The organism is Komarekiella delphini-convector SJRDD-AB1 (genome assembly GCF_014831675.1).
Taxonomy (GTDB): Bacteria; Cyanobacteriota; Cyanobacteriia; order Cyanobacteriales; family Nostocaceae; genus Komarekiella.
Genome location: NZ_VJXY01000006.1, coordinates 16,045 through 37,410, shown reverse-complemented (window position 1 = coordinate 37,410; position 21,366 = coordinate 16,045). Strand labels below are relative to the sequence as shown.

The window sequence follows — 21,366 nt, the reverse complement described above, 5'->3', positions numbered from 1 at the left end:
CTAAAACAAATATGCAAACTCCTTTAAACAAGCAATTATTTGCTGATTTTATGGTAACTACAAACTCAATTCGCTTTTCTCAGTTCAATGCTTCCCTAAACCGCAACGCCGAAGGTCAGTTGACAACTGATTTATCTACCCCAAATAATGCTCAAGCAAAAGCTGTTGCCGAAATCATCCAGCGCAGCAACCCAGATGTCCTACTAATTAATGAGTTCGACTACGATTCCGAAAATCCTAATCAAACTGTTGAACTTTTCCAGCAAAATTACCTTGCCATTAGCCAAAACGGTGCAACTCCCGTTGACTACCCCTACATCTACATTGCTCCTAGTAATACGGGTATTACCTCTGGGTTTGATTTGAACAACAACGGTACAGCTGTTACAACCCCAGGCGAACCAGGATACGGCGATGATGCGATCGGCTTTGGGAATTTTCCTGGTCAATACGGGATGTTACTTCTGTCGAAATATCCCATCGACACCGAGAATGTGCGGACTTTCCAAAATTTTCTTTGGAAGGATATGCCTAATGCTCTGCTTCCCGATGCTCCTACAACACCAGAGTCAAACGACTGGTATTCTGCGGACGAACTAGAAGTATTGCGCCTCTCCTCTAAGAGTCACTGGGATGTTCCTATCCAGGTGAATGGCGAGACAGTCCACATCCTCGCCAGCCATCCTACACCCCCCACCTTCGATGGTACTGAAGACCGTAACGGTAAGCGCAATCACGACGAAATCCGCTTTTGGGCAGACTACATAACCCCAGGTAAAGGCGATTACATCTATGATGATGGCGGTAAAAAGGGTGGTATTGCTGCTGGGTCAAGCTTTGTGATTATGGGCGACCAGAATGCAGACCCCGTAGATGGTGATAGTTTTGACAACGCCATTCGGCAGTTGTTGCAGAATCCTGGCATCAATACTAATGTCATTCCCAGCAGTCCCGGTGCTGCTCAACAGGCAGATTTACAAGGTGGTGCAAACGCCAGTCAAAAGGGCAATCCGAGTTTTGATACCGCAGACTTCGGCGATACGGCTCCGGGAAACCTACGAGTAGATTACGTGCTACCCTCCACTGACCAACAAATTAATAACTCAGGAGTATTTTGGCCTCTCAATACTGACCCAAAGTTTTCTTTGGTAGGCACTTTTCCCTTTCCCAGTTCCGACCATCGCCTAGTGTACGCAGATGTGCAAACTGGAGCAACACCAGCAGGTAAAACCATTCCCAGTGTAGAATTTGTGGCAGAAACTAACTTCGCCACTGGCTTTATTCCTAGCGGTGCGGCGGGAACTGTGAATGGAGTTCAGACTCCGGTGGGTGGATTGTCTGGTGTCGCCTACGATGCTCTTAATAATCGCTACTACGCCATTTCAGACGATCGCTCCCAGTTTGCCCCCGCTCGTTTTTATACTTTCACTGCCGATTCAGAGGTAACTTTTACTGATGTTACTACCCTGAAAAATAGCAATGGTAACTTGTTTGCCGAGTTTAGTCTCGACCCTGAAGGTATCGCTTTAACCAACAACGGTACTGTTTTCATTTCTTCCGAGGGTGAAGCCAACCTTAGTGCTGGTCGAGTGAGCGATCCCTTCATCAAAGAATTTTCCATAGCCACAGGGCAGGAAGTGCGATCGCTTGCCGTACCCAAGAAATTTTTACCAGTGGTGGAAGACACTAACGGCAACGGTAAAGTTGATACAGGTGATACACAAATCTCAGGCATTTACAATAACTTGGCGTTTGAAAGTCTCACCATTACACCCGACCAGAAAACTCTATTCACTGCTACTGAAAATGCTCTTTCCCAGGATGGCTTAAGGGCTTCACTGACTAGCGGCAGTCCTTCCCGGATTCTGCAATACAATTTGGTGAGCGGACAGGCAGAAAAAGAATACCTCTACATCACCGATGCGATCGCCGAACCGCCCAACCCTAGCACCGGCTTCGGTGACAATGGTTTGGTAGATTTATTAGCAATAGATAATCGTGGCAGCTTACTGGCTTTGGAACGCTCTTTTTCTGCGGGTGTAGGCAACACGATCAAAATCTACGAAATTTCTCTTCAAGGCGCAACTGACATTAGCTTCTACGACTCTCTGAACGATCTTAGTGCTGAAGAACTAGCAGCGATCGCTCCTGCCCAAAAGCGCCTAGTTTTGAATTTAAATGACCTCAATCTACCCAATGGCACAGATAACATCGAAGGTCTAGCCTTCGGCCCCAAACTAGCGGATGGTAGTCAGTCCATTGTGCTGGTGAGTGACAACAACTTCAGCCAAACCCAATTTACCCAAATTCTTACTTTGAGTGCAGATATCGTGAATACCGCAATTCCTACAGTAGAGACTCGTCCTGATTTATTTGATGATGAGACACTGCCCACATCTGGGCGAGCTGATGCTGATGACCCTGCTATTTATGTGAATGCCACTGACTCAGCCGACAGCTTGGTATTGACAGCGGTGAAAAATGCCGGGTTAAGGGTTTATAACTTGTCTGGTGAGTTGTTGCAAGAAGTCAATCCAGGTGATATACGCTACAACAATATTGACCTGCAATACGGTTTTAAATTAGGCGATGAATCTGTAGATATTGCCGTAGCTAGCGATCGCGAAAACGATAAACTAGTAATCTTCAAGATTAACCCAACTGCCAACGCTGACGGTAAGTACCTGGAAGATATTACCGATAGTAGTATTGGTACTCTTTTCCAAGCACCACCCTTTGAGCCACCTTACGACTCATCAGAACGCAGTGCTTACGGAGTTGCTCTGTACCGTAGCCCCATCTCTAATGATTACTATGCCTTTATCAACCGACGAGAAACCGGAGATGTGGCTCAGTTCAAACTGATTGACAAAGGTAATAGCAAGATTGGCATTGAAAGAGTGCGGGAATTCACCATACCCACAACTGAGGAACGCGAACCCCAAACTGAGGGCATGGTAGTAGACCAAGAAACTGGCTTCCTCTACATTGGACAAGAAGATGTGGGAATTTGGAAGTTCCAAGCAGAACCAGACGGTGGCACTACTGGTAAACTAATTGATCGCGTCAAAGATTTGGGCGGTACTAACCTCGTCAACGATGTCGAAGGACTGAGTATCTACTATGGTGCAAACGGTACTGGCTATCTACTAGCATCCAGTCAAGGAGACAACACCTTTGTGGCTTATACCCGCGAAGGTAATAACGAATATATAGGTAACTTTGCCGTTGGTAGCAATGGGGCAATTGACAGCGTGCAAGAATCGGACGGTGCGGATGTAGTTAACGTACCACTGGGGCCCAATTTCCCACAGGGTTTATTTGTTACTCAAGATGGTGATAATGACCCTGCCAAGTTAGTCCAAGATGAAGATGAATTGGCAAATATCAACTCTAACTTTAAGCTAGTACCTTGGGAAAATATTGCCAACGCATTCCCCAATCCGTTAAAGATTGACACCACCAGTTACGATCCTCGCAATCCTGTTGCTCAACCCAAGCTGACTATCTATGACTTTGAAAATCTACCCAAGTTAGGTACTGCTAGCAATGGTCAGGATGTTTTCTTGGGAGGATTCTCTGGTCTTTACTTCCAAGGAATTGCAGCCAACGGCAACCTCAAGTTTGTCACTCATCCAGATCGCGGCCCCAATGGAGATAATACTGATAGTGGCAGACCATTTCCATTACCAGATTACCAGCCAGAAATAGTCAGCTTTGAACTCAACCGTTCCACTGGTGAGATTAACATTACCAAACGCACAAAGTTATCTCGCGAAGATGGCACAACTCCGTTAACTGGATTGCCAAATTTACAAACAGGGGAACAGAATACTGCCTACACGGATGAAATTGGCGTTGACCTGAACAATAATGTTTTAGCTAACGATCCCTTCGGTGCAGACATGGAAGGAATTGTAGTTACAGAAAATGGCGACTATTGGATGGTGGATGAATACCGTCCGGCGATTTATCACTTTAATAGCAACGGTAAGCTGATTGACCGCTTCATCCCCGCAGGTGATGCCACTGATGCAACTCAAAATGGTGGTACATCCTATGGTACACCTGCACTTCCCGCCGTTTATGCTCAACGACGGGCAAATCGAGGTTTTGAAGCTGTAGCCCTAGAAGGCACTAAACTTTATGCCTTTATCCAAAGTCCCATTGATAATCCCGATGACGAAGATGATACGACTTCCAAAAATTCTCAAAACCTGCGAATTCTGGAGTTTGATACTGTCACCAAAAAAGTTACAGGTGAGTTTATTTATGTCTTAGAAGGACTACAAGGTACTGACAAAATTGGCGATGCAGTTTCTTTAGGTAACGGCAGATTTGCTGTAATTGAGCGAGATGACAAGAGTGATGCCACTTCCAACAAATTAATCTTCCAAATCGACCTAGCAGGAGCAACTAACATCAATAGTTTTCCTAAATTGGCTACGTTGCCTACAGGTAAAACCATCGAACAGCTAACTACTGACGAGTTAGCGGCTGCTGATATTATCCCTGTCAGCAAGAGCCTGATCGTTAACGCTGCTGAACTTGGTTACACAGGAGTCGATAAACTGGAAGGGTTAGCATTGGTAGCGCCCAATACTCTGGCAATTATTAACGACAACGATTTTAGCGTTACAGGGACAACGACAAATCCTGATGGCTCGCTTACCGTTGACATTGTATCTCCCGCCAATCCTGAAAAACTCGGTATCATTGAGCTACCGAACGACTTACCTGTTGCCCAAAAGGTTACACTCAAAGGTTTTGCTTCTCTCCCCGCCGATACCTTCGCTGAAGGGCCTCCATCTGGTAGCGATATCACAGGTACTAACGGACGGAATGTCCCATTTGCTAAACAGCCTGTGCAAGGGTTTAGTGGTGTACAGGTTGCCGACGACAATTCTTTCTGGTTCCTTTCTGACAACGGTTTTGGTAGCAAGAGCAACAGCGCTGATTATCTGTTGCGGATTTATCGCCTTGACCCCAGTTTCCGAGGTGCAGAAGCACAAGGTGATGGAAGTGTCAAGGTGTTAGATTTTATCCAGCTATCTGACCCTGACAAGAAAGTACCTTTCGACATTGTTAATGAAAATACCGAGGAACGCCTGTTAACTGGTGCAGACTTCGATGTAGAATCATTGGCACTAGCCGCTGATGGCACATTCTGGATTGGTGATGAATTTGGCCCTTACGTGCTGCACTTCGATGCCAATGGCAAGCTGCTAGATACTCCTGCTGCCACACCCAATACCACTAATCTCAATACACTGGATGGCAAACCGCCAATTGTGATTGGACACCGGGGTGCAAGTGGTGAACTCCCAGAGCATACTTTAGGCGCTTACAAATTGGCGATTGAACGCGGTGCTGACTTCATCGAACCCGATTTGGTTTCCACTAAAGATGGTGTGTTGATTGCTCGTCACGAGCCGAATATGATCAACACCACCGATGTGGCTGAGCGTCCAGAGTTTAGCGATCGCAAAACGACTAAAATAGTTGATGGTGTAGAAGAAGAAGGCTTCTTTGCCTCCGACTTTACCTTGGCAGAAATCAAGACACTGCGGGCAATTATGCCGCAAGACTTCCGTCCTCAAGCGTTTAACGGTTTGTATGAAATTCCAACTTTTGAGGAAATCATCGAGTTAGTTAAACAGACCGAAGCCGATACAGGTCGTAAAATTGGCATTTATCCAGAAACCAAGCACCCAACTTATCACGATGAACTCGGTCTATCTCTGGAAGAACCCCTGTTAGCAACCTTAGAGAAAACCGAGTTCACTGACCCCAGTAGAGTGTTTATCCAGTCTTTTGAAACTAGTAACCTCAAAGAACTGAATGAGAAAACCGACATACCCCTGGTTCAGTTATTGGATGCAGTTGATGTTAATCTCGATGGTTCGCTGATTGAAACCAAGCCTTACGATTTTGTTGTTGATAAAGACTCTCGCACATACGCAGATTTGCGGACAGCCGAAGGCTTAGAGGAAGTTGCCACTTACGCTGATGGTATTGGCCCCTGGAAACGAATGATTGTCTCGGTTGCGGGTGTTGATGCCGATGGTGATGGTGAAGCGGATGATTTGAATGGCGATGGCGTAGTTAACGATGCTGACAAAACCCTAACTGAACCCACTTCTTTGGTCAAAGATGCTCATGATGCAGGTTTGTTAGTACATCCTTACACCTTCCGCGATGAAGAACGTTACTTAGCATCAGACTACAACGGCAATCCACAAGAAGAATTTAAACAGTACATCAATTTAGGTGTTGATGGTTACTTCACTGACTTCCCCGGTACAGGCGACCTGGTGCGCGACCAATTAACCGGAGAGTTTGTGCGTTCGCCACAAAATCCTGATGTATTAGAGAAGACACAGTTCCAGACCTTAGATGGGAATGCGCCTTTAGTTATCGGTCATCGCGGTGCTAGTGGTTTACGTCCAGAACATACTTTGGAAGCGTATAAACTAGCGATCGCTGATGGGGCTGATTTCATTGAACCAGATTTAGTAGCCACCAAGGATGGTTATTTGGTAGCGCGTCACGAAAACGCCCTAGCAATTATCAATGACGATGGGACACTGAACACCACCGACACCAGCACCGATATTTACCTACGTCCAGAGTTCGCCGACCGTAAAACTACTAAAGTGATTGATGAGCGCACTATCACAGGTTGGTTTACAGAAGACTTAACTCTGGAAGAACTGAAAACCCTGAATGCTATTGAACGCCTACCTGAACTCCGGGGAACCAAATTTAATAATGACAAGCTGAAAGTTCCCACTCTCGAAGAAATCATCGATTTGGTGAAGCAGGTAGAAACAGAAACAGGTCGCAAAATTGGTATTTATCCAGAAACCAAGCACCCCACCTACTTTGAAAATATCGGCATCAACTTGGGTCAGAAGCTAGTTGACACGTTAGTTGCTAAAGAGTTTACTGATCCTGATCGGGTATTCATCCAGTCCTTTGAGGTGGGCAATCTCAAGGAACTGAAACAGGACATAATGCCCAAAGCAGAAATTGATTTGCCACTAGTTCAGTTATTTGGTGGAGCCACAGGCAAGCCTTATGATTTTACTGTTAGTGGTGACTCTCGCACCTACGGCGATCTTACCAAACCGACAGAACTAGCTGCGATCGCTACTTATGCTGCTGGCATTGGCCCCAACAAGCGCCTGATTGTTCCCGCGCAAACAGTTGACCTCAACGGCGATGGTCAACCAGATGACTTGAATGGTGATGGCACAATCAGTGAGCCTGATAGAGTTTTGGGTACTCCCACTAGCTTGGTGAAAGATGCTCATGATGCCAACTTGTTAGTACATCCTTACACCTTCCGCAACGAAGGGGTTTTCTTAGCATCAGATTACAACGGCGACCCGAAAAAGGAATATGAACAGTTCATCGACTTAGGAGTTGATGGCTACTTCACTGACTTCCCCGGTACAGGCGACCTGGTGCGCGACCAACTCGCGGGTGAACCTGCTGTCTCCAACCTTGGTGGTTCCAAAGGATTTGAGGGGCTAGCAATCAGTCCCGACAAGAAAACTCTGTATCCTTTACTAGAAGGTACTGTTACTGGCGACCCCGCTGGTTCCCTGCGAATCTACAAATTTGATGTAGCATCTGAGAAGTTCCAGGGTCAACTAGGCTTCTACCAATTAGATGACCCAAGTTACGCCATTGGTGATTTTACCGCTGTTAACTCAAATGAATATCTCGTAATTGAGCGAGATGGTGGTCAAGGTGAGACTGCTAAGTTCAAGAAGATATTCAAAGTTGACTTGTCTAAAAAAGATGCCGATGGTTTTGTAGCTAAAGAGGAAGTCGTGGATTTGATGAATATTCAAGACCCCAACGACTTGAATAAAGACGGCAATACCAAATTTACTTTCCCCTTTGTAACTATCGAAGATGTATTGGTACTAGATGCCAAAACGCTTTTAGTTGCCAACGACAACAATTATCCCTTCTCACAGGGACGACCACCTGCGATTGATAACAACGAAATTATCACTCTGGAGTTAGAAAAGCCGCTTAACTTAGCACAAAGCAAACTTTTGGATTTACGCGATGCGACACAACCAGTAAGCGCTGAGTTTGTAGTCAACAGAAACGCTGGTTATGACAATTACATCAGCTTCTATCAGGTAACTGATGAAAATGGTGGTATTGATATTAACGGCGATCGCAAAGCAGATATTCTCGTTGGGCAAACTGGTTATACTGAAGCAGCGGTGCGTGGACGTGTTACTGGCATTGACCTGACAGCAAACAACCAAGATACGGCAACATACACTGGTACTTTTGAGCCTGGTTCTATCTTTGCACCGTTCATCATCGCCAACGGTAGACCAGATGCAATTCTTGATAGTAATCCCAGTAACAACCCGGCGGTTTACTTCCCCTTCTTGGGCGCTAATTCCGACAAAGTAGATCACATTCGCCTGTTAGGTAATAACACCTTTGGCTTTGAGGATTTACCAAATGGCGGTGACAAAGATTATGACGATATGACTGTGCGTGTGAATTTTAATATCGCTTAGCCAGGTAATATCATCTAGCATCTAATGGCTGCTAGAACCCCGACTTCTTTAAGAAGTCGGGGTTCTGAACACTCGGTGACTTTATTGCACTCTATTTACCAAATATCTCGCCCATTTTTTTCTTCACCTGTGCTGTCACTTCTGGTGTAATGTGTGCGGCGGCTGAAGCTAGAGCGGCTCCCAAAGCAGCTAGGTCATCTGTCCAACCGACAACAGGGATAAAATCAGACACAAGATCTAAGGGAAGGATGAAGTAGCCTATAGCGCCTAACATTGCTGCTTTGACTGCCAATGGGACATTAGGTTGTTGAGCAGCATAAAAAAGCGTAAGAACCTTTTCTGTTACCTCTTTGCCTGCTCTAGCAGCGAATTTTCTAAGCTTTTCCCAAAACGCTTCCTCTGAGTAATGAGCCTGGTGAGAGATTATATTAGTGAACTGCTCTGAGTTTAAATTATCATCTTTAAAGTCCCAGACTTTAAGATGAAGAAAATCGTCTGTAAAGATCTTCTTATCTTTAGCTGCCCAAATAGGTAAATGCCCTTTTGGAGCATTTAGACTAAAAACCATTTCATTGTAGGATTTCCAGGCAAGCCTACTAACTAAAGGAACGTTTCCTTTCCATTTTACTTTTTCAGCAAATTGCTGCTCTTTTCGATTTACGCTATCGAAAATCTTTTTCTGCACACTAAAGCCGAAATGCCCTTTGCTATATTCCACCCAGAGTCTATCAAGAGTATATATGTCTTTAGCCGGGAACTTCTCAATAGCTTCCTTATCAAGGTTTCCTTTATCTTTTCTATTAGCTAACTTAAGTATGATATCTCTTGTTAGAATATCAGCTTTCTGCCATTCATGCTTTGCCAACAACTCCATTAGTTTCCAGTAGTTTATACCAGATTCGCAATTAATAATAAGATGTTCGATTGTCCAATTATTTTTAACTAATCCTTCAACAACTCTTATATCTTCACCTCTAATACCTAGAGACTGCTGAGCTTTCTTTAGGTTGTTGCTGTAGTCCGTAGCCGTAGCATACCCTTTACTTTCAATTTCCCTTCTAAGTTCTTGTGCATAACATTGCAGGCTCTCTTGGTAAAATAAATCTTTTGCCAATTTTTCAATATTGATTACATCAGCATCTTGAAGCCCCAAACTTTTCAAGTTTAGAGAATCAAGACCTAAATCGTTTCTGAATTTCTTTAGTTCAGTGATATTGTCAGGACTTAACGTAATTCCATTTTGGTAAAGTTTTCGCTTGTACTCTTGCTTATACTTCTGCAAATTTGCTTGATAAACAACTTTGAGCAATTCCTTCTCAATTTTCTTCACATTGAGATCTTCAAAACAAAAAAGTTTAAGTCCTAAATCTCTTTGTATCTTGCTCAGTTCAACCATGCTTTCAGAACTTAACTTAAGTTTATCTTGCTCAAGCTTATGTCTGTATTGCTGTTTATATTGCTCAAAATTAGTTCGATATAAAGGCTCACTTAACTTTTTCTCGATTGCCTCAACTTCTCGATGTAAAAAATTAAAATCACTTAATCCTAGCTTTTTTTCTAATCCTTTTAGTTCAGTGATACTATCAGAGCTTAGAGGAAATTTTTCCTGCTCTAACTTATTTTCATACACCTGTTTATATTTCTCTAGATGTTCTCGACACAAAGGAATAATTAATACATTATCAATACTTTCAATATCTTCTTGATCAAGCTGAAGTTCTTGTGAACGCGAGGTCAGCAGCCTGAGACTCTCCGATTTCAGAGGGTATCCATCTTTATCAAGCAAGCATCTCAAATCATGCTTATAAATTCTAATATTTTTTTCCTTGCCATACTTCTCCGACTCTTGTTCGTAAAATTCTTTTAATTCCTCTTGCTTAGTTTCATAATCATCTTTGATACGTTCTATGCCTTCTCTAGTGTAAGAACTCAGATTTTCTAGGGCTTCAGAGTCAATAACTTGGTCGATATCTAGCTCAAGAGAATTCAACCTTAAGAACCCTTCTACTGAAGAAATCAAGTATTTTAACTCATTGATATCCCCTTTCAATTCTTCCTTTTTTTCTTCTTCACTTATCTTGAGATTGATGCAAATTTTCAGCCTTTGAGGCGCACTTAAAATAGTAAGTCCTAGAAGTGTTACGTCTTTCTCTTTTGATTGATTCTTGTCACTACAGTGTTTTTCTAAATCTTTAATTTCTTCGCGGAGATTACCTATTCTTTCTTGACAAGCTTCTATTTGTTGTCTTATTGTACTTTTGTGATAATTTTGCAATTCCTTATACATTGTTGTCTGGTTAGAACGACTGCGCTCTTTGTAGGTTCTTTCCAGTTTTGCCATTTTATTCTTATATTCACTAATTATTACTCCTACATGGTTATAACGCTCACTCGATGAATTGATAACGCTTTGATGGATGTCTCCTATTGTGATATTTTCTCCGGCTTGAAGACCGTTAACGGCAGACTGTCCAAAATCAGGGAATTTTTCCTTATCGCTCATAGTAATTTCCTCAAAAGTTCAAAATAGATAAAACTAAAATTGAGAAATCTGGCTAATCTAGCCCTGTTGTTTTACATTGCCAATTTTGAGATTGCCACCAATCTTCAAATCAGTGGCCGCTTCTTGATTGACTGAGCTATCTGATGTAGAAATCTGATTTATATCGCCTACTTCAGCACTACCTGCAACATCAATTTCTTTCAAAAATATCTGATTTACTTGACTATTAGATTTCATCTCATCTACTAAAGCCTTTAACTTCTTGGCAAATACATCATCTTGTGAAGTTTGCATTTCCAATATAGTCTGAAACATCTGCTTGTTAGCTTCTGTAGGATCTTCCTGTGCTTGTGTCAAGATTCCTTCTACTCCCTTAGCTCTAAATTTATCACGAACTATATTTATCAATTGACCAATTTTGTCTGCCAGAACTTCACCTAATCTTTCACTACTCTTCCCTAAAGTCTTGAAGATTAACGTTGAAGCGATCGCGGCTGTAGTTATAGGTTCCATAAATCACCTGCTAGATAGATAAAGACTCATTTGCATTATTCGTAGTAACCTCGTCCTAGCCATTTTACTCAGTTTGGCTCTAGGCTTGTTGAACACTTAATTTTGCCTGTTGATATTAACCTCCTCATTGCTAAATGAACATTTTGCATTTAAATCCAACGTTGCCAAAAATCCCTGTGCTGCTACCAACTCTGTAGGAGAACTTCTAGCTCAAGAACTTCAAGGTAAACCAGTACTGGAATGTTGTTCTTACTCTGTCACAATTGAAACAGGAATAATCCAGCAAAGTCAACTTTGTTGTCTTGAATGTAACTGACTAAACCAAACTCAAAGAAACACAAGCTCAAGCAGAAAAATTAAGTACAAGTAAATTATTAGAAGTTAACAAAAGTAAAGTAAGCAGATTAGCGCTCATTGACCCGGTTATTGGCAGCATTTTAACAATATTTAAGAACAATCCTAACAAGTACGATTACACTAAAATACTCGACGCTGATCTAGCGAAAAGTTAGTGAGTAATAGTTTTATACCAATTCGTAGTTTTCGTAATTAGTGATTATTTTATGCTGTTGCTAACAGCTTAAAAGCAGGTAGCGTAAACGTAAAGTGGCTTGTGGTGGGACAGCGATCGCTATAGTATAAAAATTAAACTTTAATACCTGAAAAATCTAACCTCAGACTTAATTTTTTTAACAATGTAGAAATTTTAGTATTCATAAAAACTATGTCGATGACCGCGTACCCATCAGTGCTTAGCTCCTTTCTCAAAGGTACATTAGATACTCTTGGTGTTGCTTATAGCGTAGCTGTAGTGAGTGACTACGCCTATGTTGCTGACGCCAATTATGGCTTGCAAATTATTGACATCACAGACCCTAGCACACCCTTCCTCAAAGGTTCATTGGATACTACTGGTCTTGCCTATGACGTAGCTGTAGTAGGTAACTACGCTTACATCGCTGACACCACCAGTGGTTTGCAAATTATCGACATCACAAACCCTGCCGCACCCTCACTTAAAGGTACATTCGATACTATCTTTGCCTTAAATGTAGCTGTAGGGGGGAACTACGCCTACGTTGTTGATATCACCAGTGGTTTGCAAATCATTGACATCACAAACCCCAGCGCACCCTTCCTCAAGGGTACATTAAATACTGGCCCTGCTTTGGGCGTAACTGTAACGGGTGACTATGCCTATGTCGCTGGTAATGGTTTAGAAATCATCGATATCACAAACCCCGCTGCACCTTCTCTCACAGCTAGATTCGATACTCCTGGTAATGCCTACGGTGTGGCTGTAGCGGGTAACTACGCCTACGTTGCTGACTATGGCAGTGGTTTGCAAATCATTGACATTACAAACCCTAGCGCACCCTCTCTTAAAGGTACATTAGATACTACTGGCAATGCCTATAGTGTCGCTGTAGCAGGTAACTATGCTTATGTTGCTGACACCACCAGTGGTTTACAAATTATTGACATTACAGACCCGGCTGCACCCTTCCTCAAAAATACCTTCGATACTCCTGGCGCTGCTTTAGGTGTAGCTGTAGTGGGTAAATATGTCTACATTGCTGATGAAAACAGTGGTTTGCAAATCATAGAGAACAATACAGTTCCGACTTCTGCTGACAAAGCTATCACGATCAATTCCGACAGCCTATATATCTTCCAGCCTAACGACTTTGCATTTAGCGACCCTGACAGCGGCGACAGCTTGCAAGCAGTACAAGTTATCACATTGCCTGAGTTAGGATTTTTCTTAGATAGCAATGACAACAGTACTGTAGATGCTGGTGAAGCTATCTCATTGGGGCAAATCATTCCACTGGATAAATTGAGCCAGCTGAAGCTTAAGACTGATATTACTGCCACAGGTAACAATTTCGCCAGCTTTCAGTTTAAAGTCAGTGATGGCAAAGATTACAGCACTTCGCCAAATAACTTTACTATTAATGTCGCTACACAAACAAATCTCTCTTTTAAGTTGGTAAACCGCAGTTCTAGTATGGTCTATGAACTAGGAGCATTTACCGTTGATGATGCAGAAGGTAAGATTGGCGATATTGCTCCTGGTGCAACTGGGTATACCGAAGCGGCCCTTAAACGAGCTAAGGTAGTTTTCTCTTCAATTGCCAATATCCCCAACGGATTTAATACTGACTTGGCGACTCTCCAAGAATTCAACTATGGTAAGAATATAAGATTTTTCTTGGTACGCAACAGCAGTATTGATGGGGTGCTGGCTGGACAAACTTCCTCCTCAGATGTAATTTTATCCTCAGCGGCGAATCTTGAAGTCGAACCCTCAAAAAATGAAGTGTTCTCTCTCAACTTTCAGGATTTAGTAGTAGAAATTCAAGCAACCGACCAAGAATTACCTTTGGGTATAGGTTTGCAAGGACAGCAACAAGGAGAGTTGATTGATTTACGTAATGTGACACAACAGGTAAAAGCTGAGTTTGTTGTCAATAGAGAAGCTGTTTTCGATAATTTTGTTGGCTTCTATCGAGTGACTGATGAGAATGGTGGTATTGATATTAATGGCGATCGCACAGCAGATATTCTCGTGGGACAGGCGGGTTACACTGAAGCAGCGGTGCGTGGACGTGTTGCGGATATTGACCTGACGGTAAACAATCAAGGTACGGCAGCTTACACCAGCACTTTCGAGCCTGATTCTTTGTTTGCACCATTTATTATTGTTGATGGTAGCCCCGATGCACTTCTCGATAGTAATCCCAATAACGATCCCGCAGTTTACTTTCCCTTCTTAGGTGCTAATACTGACAAAACCGATCACATTCGCCTGTTAGGCAATAACACCTTCGGTTTTGAGGATTTACTAAATGGCGGTGACAGAGATTACAACGATGTGATTGTGCGCGTAAATTTGAGTATTGCCTAAGATATCTTGCTTATTTTGCTTATCTTCGAGCGAGATTTTTCCGCTTCCCCTTTTAACCGAGAAGTATTAGGCGAGAAACTCCATCACTTTGCGGGTGGAGTTTTTTTAACCGTTTATTTACTGAGGCAAGTTACCAGACTGACACAATAAGCTATACGGGTCATTCCTCGCCTTACGGACACTTTGCTAATTATCTTGCGATCGCGTTGCGTGCCGTAAGCGATCGCAGCACAACCAGGTGTGAGGAAGCTAACACCCTATTAATCAAAACAACATGAGCGCATCATTTGCAAATGCTACTAACTTTTTAGCTGGGACAAATCCTAGTACCATTGCAGTAAAAGATATTAACGGTGACGGCAAAAAAGACTTAGTGGTAGCTAATTATGGTTCCAATAATGTCTCGGTGCTGCTGAACGATGGTAATGGCAGCTTTGGCACTGCCACTAACTTTGCAGCTGGGTCATCTAGCTATTTTGTTGTGATAGCAGACTTTAACGGTGATAGCCAGCTAGATTTTGTAGTCACAAACTATGATTCCAGCACTGTTTCCCTTCTACTGAACGATGGTATGGGTGGCTTTGGCACTCCTACTAGTTTCTCAGTTGGGACAGATCCCATTTCCGTTGCAGTCGGAGACTTTAACAGTGATAACCAACTGGACTTAGTTGTAGCTAACTATGGGGCTACTGATGTCTCAGTCCTACTGAACGATGGTATGGGTGGCTTTAACGCTGCCACCAACTTCACAGCCGGGACAAGTCCTAGTTCGGTTGCTGTGGGAGATTTTGACAATGATGGCAAACCGGACTTGGTTGTAGCAAACTATGATTCCAACAATGTCTCAGTCCTACTGAACGATGGTATGGGTAGCTTTAACGCTGCCACCAACTTCACAGTCGGGACAAGTCCTAGTTCGGTTGCTGTGGGAGATTTTGACAATGATGGCAAACCGGACTTGGTTGTAGCTAACTATGATTCCAACAATGTCTCAGTGCTGCTGAACGATGGTATGGGTGGCTTTAACACTGCCACCAACTTCACCGTCGGGACAAGTCCTGGGTCGGTTGCCGTGGAAGATTTTGACGGTGACGGCAAACTGGACTTGGTGGTAGCTAACTATGATTCTGATGATGTTTCGGTGCTGCTCAATGACTACGGCCTCAACAAAAAACCCACAGACTTGGTATTGAGTGCTATCAGCGACGATGATGACGATGATGACGACGATGATGACGATAATGATGGTAGTGGTGATGGAGACGATGATGAAGATGATGATGAAAAAATCATCGGTAACTTCACCACCATTGACCCCGACCAAGACGATGAGCACACTTATAGCTTGGTGGCAGGCAGTGGCGATACTGATAATGATGCATTCATCATTGAGGGGAATAGCCTCAAGATTAAATCTTCCTTGAGTAAATCCACTTACAACATTCGCGTCCGTACTACTGACCTTGGTGGACTCTCCTTTGAGAAAGAGTTAGCTGTTAATATTAACGAGTTTGGGTTTTTTACAAGCACCCAGGTGACAACCATTTTCCAACTGACCAATATTACTAACAATGTCTTTAGCGTCAAAAGTAAAATTAAAGGTGGTAAAGCAAAGCTCTCAATCAAAATTAAAAGCAGCATCTCTAAAGAGATTAATGAACTATGTGTATTTGCCGTTGACGATGAACAAGGTACGATTAACGGCATAGCCCCTGGTGCAGAGGGTTATACGCTAGTAGCTCTCCAGCGTTCAAAGGTAATTTTCTCCTCTATTGCCAATCTGCCAAATGGTTTTAATCCCGCAGACCTGAAAAATATCTTAGAATTCAACTCTGATACCAAACTCAGATTCTTTATGGTATCTAATAGTACAACTCAGGCTGTACTGTCTGGAAAAACCTCTTTCTCCAATGTCCAGTTTTCCTCAGCTACGAACGCTAACACAGAAGAAGATGGATTCTCTATTAACTTCCAGAATTTGGTTGTGAATATTCAGGCGACAGCTCAAGAAATATCTTTGGGTACAGGTCTGCAAGGAAAGTATCAAGGCGAACTCATCGATTTGCGCGAGGTTAAAACCAAAGTAAAAGCTGATTGTGTAGTCAACAGAGAAGCAGTTTTCAATAACTTTGTTGGCTTCTATGAGGTGGCTGATGAAAGTGGTGGGATTGACACTAACGATGATGGCGTAGCAGATATTTTCGTCGGACAAACTGGTTATGCTCAAGCCGCTGTGCGTGGGCGTGTTGTGGGCATTGACCTAACAGTCAATAACCAAGGTACAGCAAATTTTACTGGCAGTTTTGAGCCTGGTTCTATCTTTGCACCTTTTATTATTGTTAATGGGAAACCCGATGCAATTGTTGATAGCAATCTCAGTAATGATCCGGCGATTTACTTTACATTCTTGGGAGCCAACACTGATAAGGCAGCTCACATTCGCTTGTTAGGGAATAACACCTTTGGCTTTGAGGATTTACCAAGTGGCGGTGATAATGATTATAACGATGTCATTGTCCGCTTGAATTTAAGTATTGCAGTCGAGGTATAGGTTAGGACAATGTTGATTGCTCAAATATTGCAGTCGAGGTATAGGTTAGGACAATGTTGATTGCTCAAAGCCTTGTAGACGCGTTCGCGGAGCGTTCTCGAAGAGTAGCGGCTTCCCGTAGGGTAGTATCTGGATTTATACGGACTAAACCATAGCTATCCGCGCTTTAGCACTTTGCTATATTGCTTAGCTACTTGATATCAAAACTGAACAACCACAGCTTAGCAAGTTGTGGTTGTTTTGTTTCTAATACCAATTCAATTAATTAATGATTGCAACAAATTCTTCGGTAGAGACGTTGCATTGCAACGTCTCTACATAATCTGTCTGTCACATTCTTTTTTTAAATTGGTATAACAATATTTGGACAGACTCGATATTAATACTAGTGAATTTACTGAAGGCAGTTATTGACTTCCTCACATAAATTTAATAGTTGACTTATCCAATGTGGCATAAAAATCATTGGCTCTACTTTTACCGTTGATTTCTACTTAATTAGGCGAACTTAAATTTGATTGATAATTCGTTTAATATTGCCCATGAGTGTTACTTGATAAGGGATGCGTAGACGTAAGCTGCTCGTAAGACATCGCTCTGTTTCCGAGTCAGTTGTACCCTCATACCTTCTTAAAGCCTTTGTCACAAATAATTCCTAAGATTAAATTTAGTTCATGTGACGATATTTCCGTAGGGATTTACTTAGGTATATAATTATGATAACTTTACCTAGAATATCAAAATTTTAGCCAGTTTCAACGCCAATTTTTACAAACGCGCCTTCATACTGTACTTTTTGACTAAATATGCCTCTAATAAGCAAGTTAAATACAGAAAAGCAATTTGTATAAAATTATGTAACATTAACTAATTGATAACCTACCCTCAATCTTAAATTGCGCTAATTTTTTTAAGACAATTCATAACGGTGAACATACTGTCAACAAGTGATATGAATGCAGGTCTGCAATTAGATAAAGCCTCTCTTTGGGCTTATACGCGTCTGCACGCGCTGGCTACCACAAAAGCTTTACAACTGCTGGTAAAACAGCAAATATTGCCGTGGGTAAAAGAGATGGTTATTGCTCAGGTGATTGACCAACGTTCACGCTCTGCGATCGCAGAGTTAAAGTAAGGATTTAGTATTCCTAACTTGTAACTTTAGATACCTGACTCCACACTTTTAATTTGTGACTTGTTTGATATGACTTATACCAAGAATGCCTTGCCTGAATTTCTCACTGCTTTGGAGGGTTTTGACCAACTACCAGGGGAGGCGATCGCCAATTTATCACAACAACTACAAGCTTGGCGCTATCGCATTGGTCAAAAAATCATCGGTAAAGACAAACTCCCAGAACAAGTAACAATTATCTACGAAGGACAAGTGCGGCTGTTGGGTTACGATCCCCAGACGCAAATGCCAGTTACTTTAAAATTACTGCAACCAGGAGCAATTCTGGGCGAAATTGGTTTGTTACGTCAGGTAGCTTGCGAGACAGCGATCGCTTCTACCGAACTAGTATGTTTAAGCTTGAGTGCTGCTGAATATTTCAATCTCCTCTCTTCATACCCAGATTTTGCCAATATTCGCAAAAACCAAAGTTATTTGGTAGAAGTTTTTGATATTCTGAGCTTGCAGTTAGCACAGCAAGCTAATGCTGCTTTAAATCTCAGAGAACTAACCGAGCAAGCTTTAGCAGGAGCAAAAGTACATTACCTCCCGCCAGGAAAAACTCCATTCCATCAATTGGATAGCGACAATATCTGGTTTGTTAGTGGTAATGGTACAGTCACAAATTTCCCTGCTGGCTCTCGTTTAGAATCAAATGATGCAACAGACGTGATTGATGTGATTGGGAAAAGTCCCGCACGTTTGATTGGTATACGACCGTTAGATTTGTTATTGCTAGATACTCATCAGATACAGCTTGAGGTACATAGCCAACCAAATAGTGCAGATGAGCTAGAAATTCCCTACGCCTCAACCGAAGAAGCTCCCCAGTCAGACCCTTACGCACCACAAGATAGACAAAAACACAAAAAATACCCGTTTGTGCGTGGTAAGGGAGAATTAAATACAACCTTTGCCTGTTTCCAAATGCTCACGAAGCACTTGGAAATACCATTTCGTCGGGAAGTAGTTCGCCGGATCTTAACTGAGCAAATCAAGCGCCAGGGTAGTATATCTTTTCAAGTGACTGCTTATCTAGCAGAGTTAATCGGACTCAAAGCGCAGTTGATAGATTTACCCATCGCCTCAGTAACGCGCATTCCCACACCGGCGCTGATTCGCTATGGTGATAGTTTTGCAGTTTTATACGCAGCAGATGCGAGCACTATCGTTGTGGGTGTTCCATCCAAAGGAATCGTGCGTTGCAAACCCTCTCAATTCATTGACCAATTAGATGTTGATGAAACTAATTTACCGCCGCAAGTCAGGGTATTGTTGCTCGCTCCCACCAAAGACACACCCCAAGAGCGTTTTGGTTTGCGGTGGTTTTTGCCTTATTTGTCACGTCACCGCCGAGTCCTGATAGAAGTATTTATTGCTTCCTTTTTCGTACAGTTAGCAGCGCTAGCAAATCCCCTAGTTGTCCAGTTAATTATCGACAAGGTAATTGCTCAAAATAGTATTAGCACTCTACATATTTTGGGAATTCTGCTATTAGTAGTAGGACTATTTGAAGCAGTACTAACTACCTTGCGGACTTACTTATTTGTCGATACCACTAACCGGATAGATATGGGTTTGGGGTCGCAAATCATTGACCACTTATTACGTCTACCACTGCGCTATTTTGAACGCCGACCGGTGGGTGAGTTGGCTACTCGCATCAACGAATTAGAAAATATTCGCCAGTTTCTCACGGGTACTGCTTTAACAGTAGGATTGGATGCTGTATTTTCGGTAGTTTATATCGGTGTGATGCTGATTTATAGTTGGCAACTCACCTTAGTAGGATTGGGCACAATTCCAGTGTTTATTCTAATCACTTTAATGGCCTCGCCGACTATTAGCAGACAGTTACGTGCCAAAGCCGAACGCAACTCCGAAACTCAATCTTATTTAGTTGAAGTAATGTCGGGGATTCAGACGGTAAAAGCGCAAAATATTGAATTGCGATCGCGCTTTTCCTGGCAAGAGCGTTACGCGCGTTTTGTAGCAGCAGGCTTTAAAACCGTTGTCACTTCAACCCTGGCCAATTCTACCAGTAACTTTCTCAACAAACTCAGCAGCTTGATGGTTTTGTGGGTGGGAGCTTATTTAGTACTGCAAGGAGAGTTAACTTTAGGCGAATTAATTGCCTTTAGAATTATATCGGGTTATGTTACCAGTCCCATATTACGCTTAGCTCAACTTTGGCAGAGCTTCCAAGAAACTGCCTTGTCTTTAGAGCGTTTGAGTGATATTGTCGATACGCCCCAAGAAGCAGAAACAGACCGTCAAAATATTCCTTTACCTGCGATCGTTGGAGCAGTGAAATATGAAAATGTTTCCTTTCGATTTGCACCAAGTGGCCCTCTACAACTGGTCAATGTCAATGTAGAATTTGCTCCCGGAAAATTTGTCGGCATCGTCGGACAAAGCGGATCTGGTAAAAGTACGATGATGAAGTTACTGCTCAGGCTTTACGAAACAGAGTCGGGCAGAATTTTGATTGACGGTTACGATATTTCTAAGGTAGAACTTTATTCACTACGGCGACAGGTTGGTGTAGTTCCCCAAGACTCGTTGTTATTTGATGGCACAGTTCAAGAAAATATTGCCTTGACAAATCCCGATGCGACAACCGAGGAAATTGTTGAAGCGGCTCGGATTGCAGCTGCCCACGAATTCATCATGAACTTGCCCAACGGTTATAATACGCGAGTGGGTGAACGCGGTGCGGCACTTTCAGGTGGACAACGACAAAGAATTGCGATCGCTCGTTCAGTTTTACAACGACCAAAATTATTAGTTTTAGATGAAGCAACCAGCGCTTTAGATTATCCCACAGAGCGGCAAGTTTGTCTCAATTTAGCCAAAGCATTTCAAGGAGATACAGTATTTTTTATTACCCACCGTTTAAACACCGTGAGTAATGCAGATATCATTGTCGTAATGGATGGTGGTAGGGTGATAGAACAAGGAAGCCATCAAGAACTAATGGCTTCTAAAGGTCATTATTATTACCTGTATCAGCAACAAGAAGTAAATTTGTAATTAGTGGCACGGCATCAGCAGATTCTCGCCGTGCCCACATTAGTCAGTCATCAGTTGTGAAAAACTGCTGAACATTGACAAGTAACATAATTACGAATGAGCAATTCAACAAGTACTAATTTT

At 42.5% G+C, this 21,366-nt stretch carries 7 protein-coding genes; 5 read left to right on the top strand and 2 right to left on the bottom strand.

What is annotated here, in order from left to right; all coding sequences use genetic code 11:
• Nucleotides 1-50 precede the first annotated feature (50 nt).
• Nucleotides 51-8,558 carry a phytase gene (locus FNW02_RS07600; protein ID WP_191757098.1) on the top strand — a complete coding sequence of 2,836 codons (8,508 nt, stop codon included), beginning with the start codon at nt 51-53 and terminating at the stop codon, nt 8,556-8,558.
• A gap of 91 nt (nt 8,559-8,649) precedes the next feature.
• Here the strand turns inward: FNW02_RS07600 and FNW02_RS38480 are convergent, their stop codons facing one another.
• Nucleotides 8,650-11,061 carry a GUN4 domain-containing protein gene (locus tag FNW02_RS38480; protein ID WP_225225503.1) on the bottom strand — a complete coding sequence of 804 codons (2,412 nt, stop codon included), beginning with the start codon at nt 11,059-11,061 and terminating at the stop codon, nt 8,650-8,652.
• A gap of 57 nt (nt 11,062-11,118) precedes the next feature.
• Nucleotides 11,119-11,574 (bottom strand): hypothetical protein, encoded by a 456-nt coding sequence (locus FNW02_RS07590; protein ID WP_191756944.1) that lies wholly within the window; start codon nt 11,572-11,574, stop codon nt 11,119-11,121.
• Between the two features lie 730 nt (nt 11,575-12,304).
• Here FNW02_RS07590 and FNW02_RS38475 point away from each other — a divergent pair.
• From FNW02_RS38475 to FNW02_RS07560, 4 genes are all read left to right on the top strand, one after another.
• Nucleotides 12,305-14,485 carry a DUF4114 domain-containing protein gene (locus tag FNW02_RS38475; protein WP_225225502.1) on the top strand — a complete coding sequence of 727 codons (2,181 nt, stop codon included), beginning with the start codon at nt 12,305-12,307 and terminating at the stop codon, nt 14,483-14,485.
• 274 nt (nt 14,486-14,759) lie between these two features.
• Complete coding sequence (locus tag FNW02_RS38470) at nt 14,760-17,036, top strand: FG-GAP-like repeat-containing protein (RefSeq protein ID WP_225225501.1); 2,277 nt, start codon at nt 14,760-14,762, stop codon at nt 17,034-17,036.
• 952 nt (nt 17,037-17,988) lie between these two features.
• Nucleotides 17,989-18,171 (top strand): hypothetical protein, encoded by a 183-nt coding sequence (locus tag FNW02_RS07565; RefSeq protein WP_191756942.1) that lies wholly within the window; start codon nt 17,989-17,991, stop codon nt 18,169-18,171.
• A 69-nt stretch (nt 18,172-18,240) separates the two neighbouring features.
• The gene (locus tag FNW02_RS07560) at nt 18,241-21,243 is read left to right on the top strand and encodes a peptidase domain-containing ABC transporter (RefSeq protein ID WP_191756941.1); all 3,003 of its coding nucleotides are present in this window, start codon (nt 18,241-18,243) and stop codon (nt 21,241-21,243) included.
• Nucleotides 21,244-21,366: the final 123 nt, after the last annotated feature.

Bases quoted from the DNA above. Each gene is read 5' to 3' on its own strand.
- FNW02_RS07600 (WP_191757098.1), top strand. From the start codon at position 51: ATGGTAACTACAAACTCAATTCGCTTTTCTCAGTTCAATGCTTCCCTA.
- FNW02_RS38480 (WP_225225503.1), bottom strand. From the start codon at position 11,061: ATGAGCGATAAGGAAAAATTCCCTGATTTTGGACAGTCTGCCGTTAAC.
- FNW02_RS07590 (WP_191756944.1), bottom strand. From the start codon at position 11,574: ATGGAACCTATAACTACAGCCGCGATCGCTTCAACGTTAATCTTCAAG.
- FNW02_RS38475 (WP_225225502.1), top strand. From the start codon at position 12,305: ATGACCGCGTACCCATCAGTGCTTAGCTCCTTTCTCAAAGGTACATTA.
- FNW02_RS38470 (WP_225225501.1), top strand. From the start codon at position 14,760: ATGAGCGCATCATTTGCAAATGCTACTAACTTTTTAGCTGGGACAAAT.
- FNW02_RS07565 (WP_191756942.1), top strand. From the start codon at position 17,989: ATGAATGCAGGTCTGCAATTAGATAAAGCCTCTCTTTGGGCTTATACG.
- FNW02_RS07560 (WP_191756941.1), top strand. From the start codon at position 18,241: ATGACTTATACCAAGAATGCCTTGCCTGAATTTCTCACTGCTTTGGAG.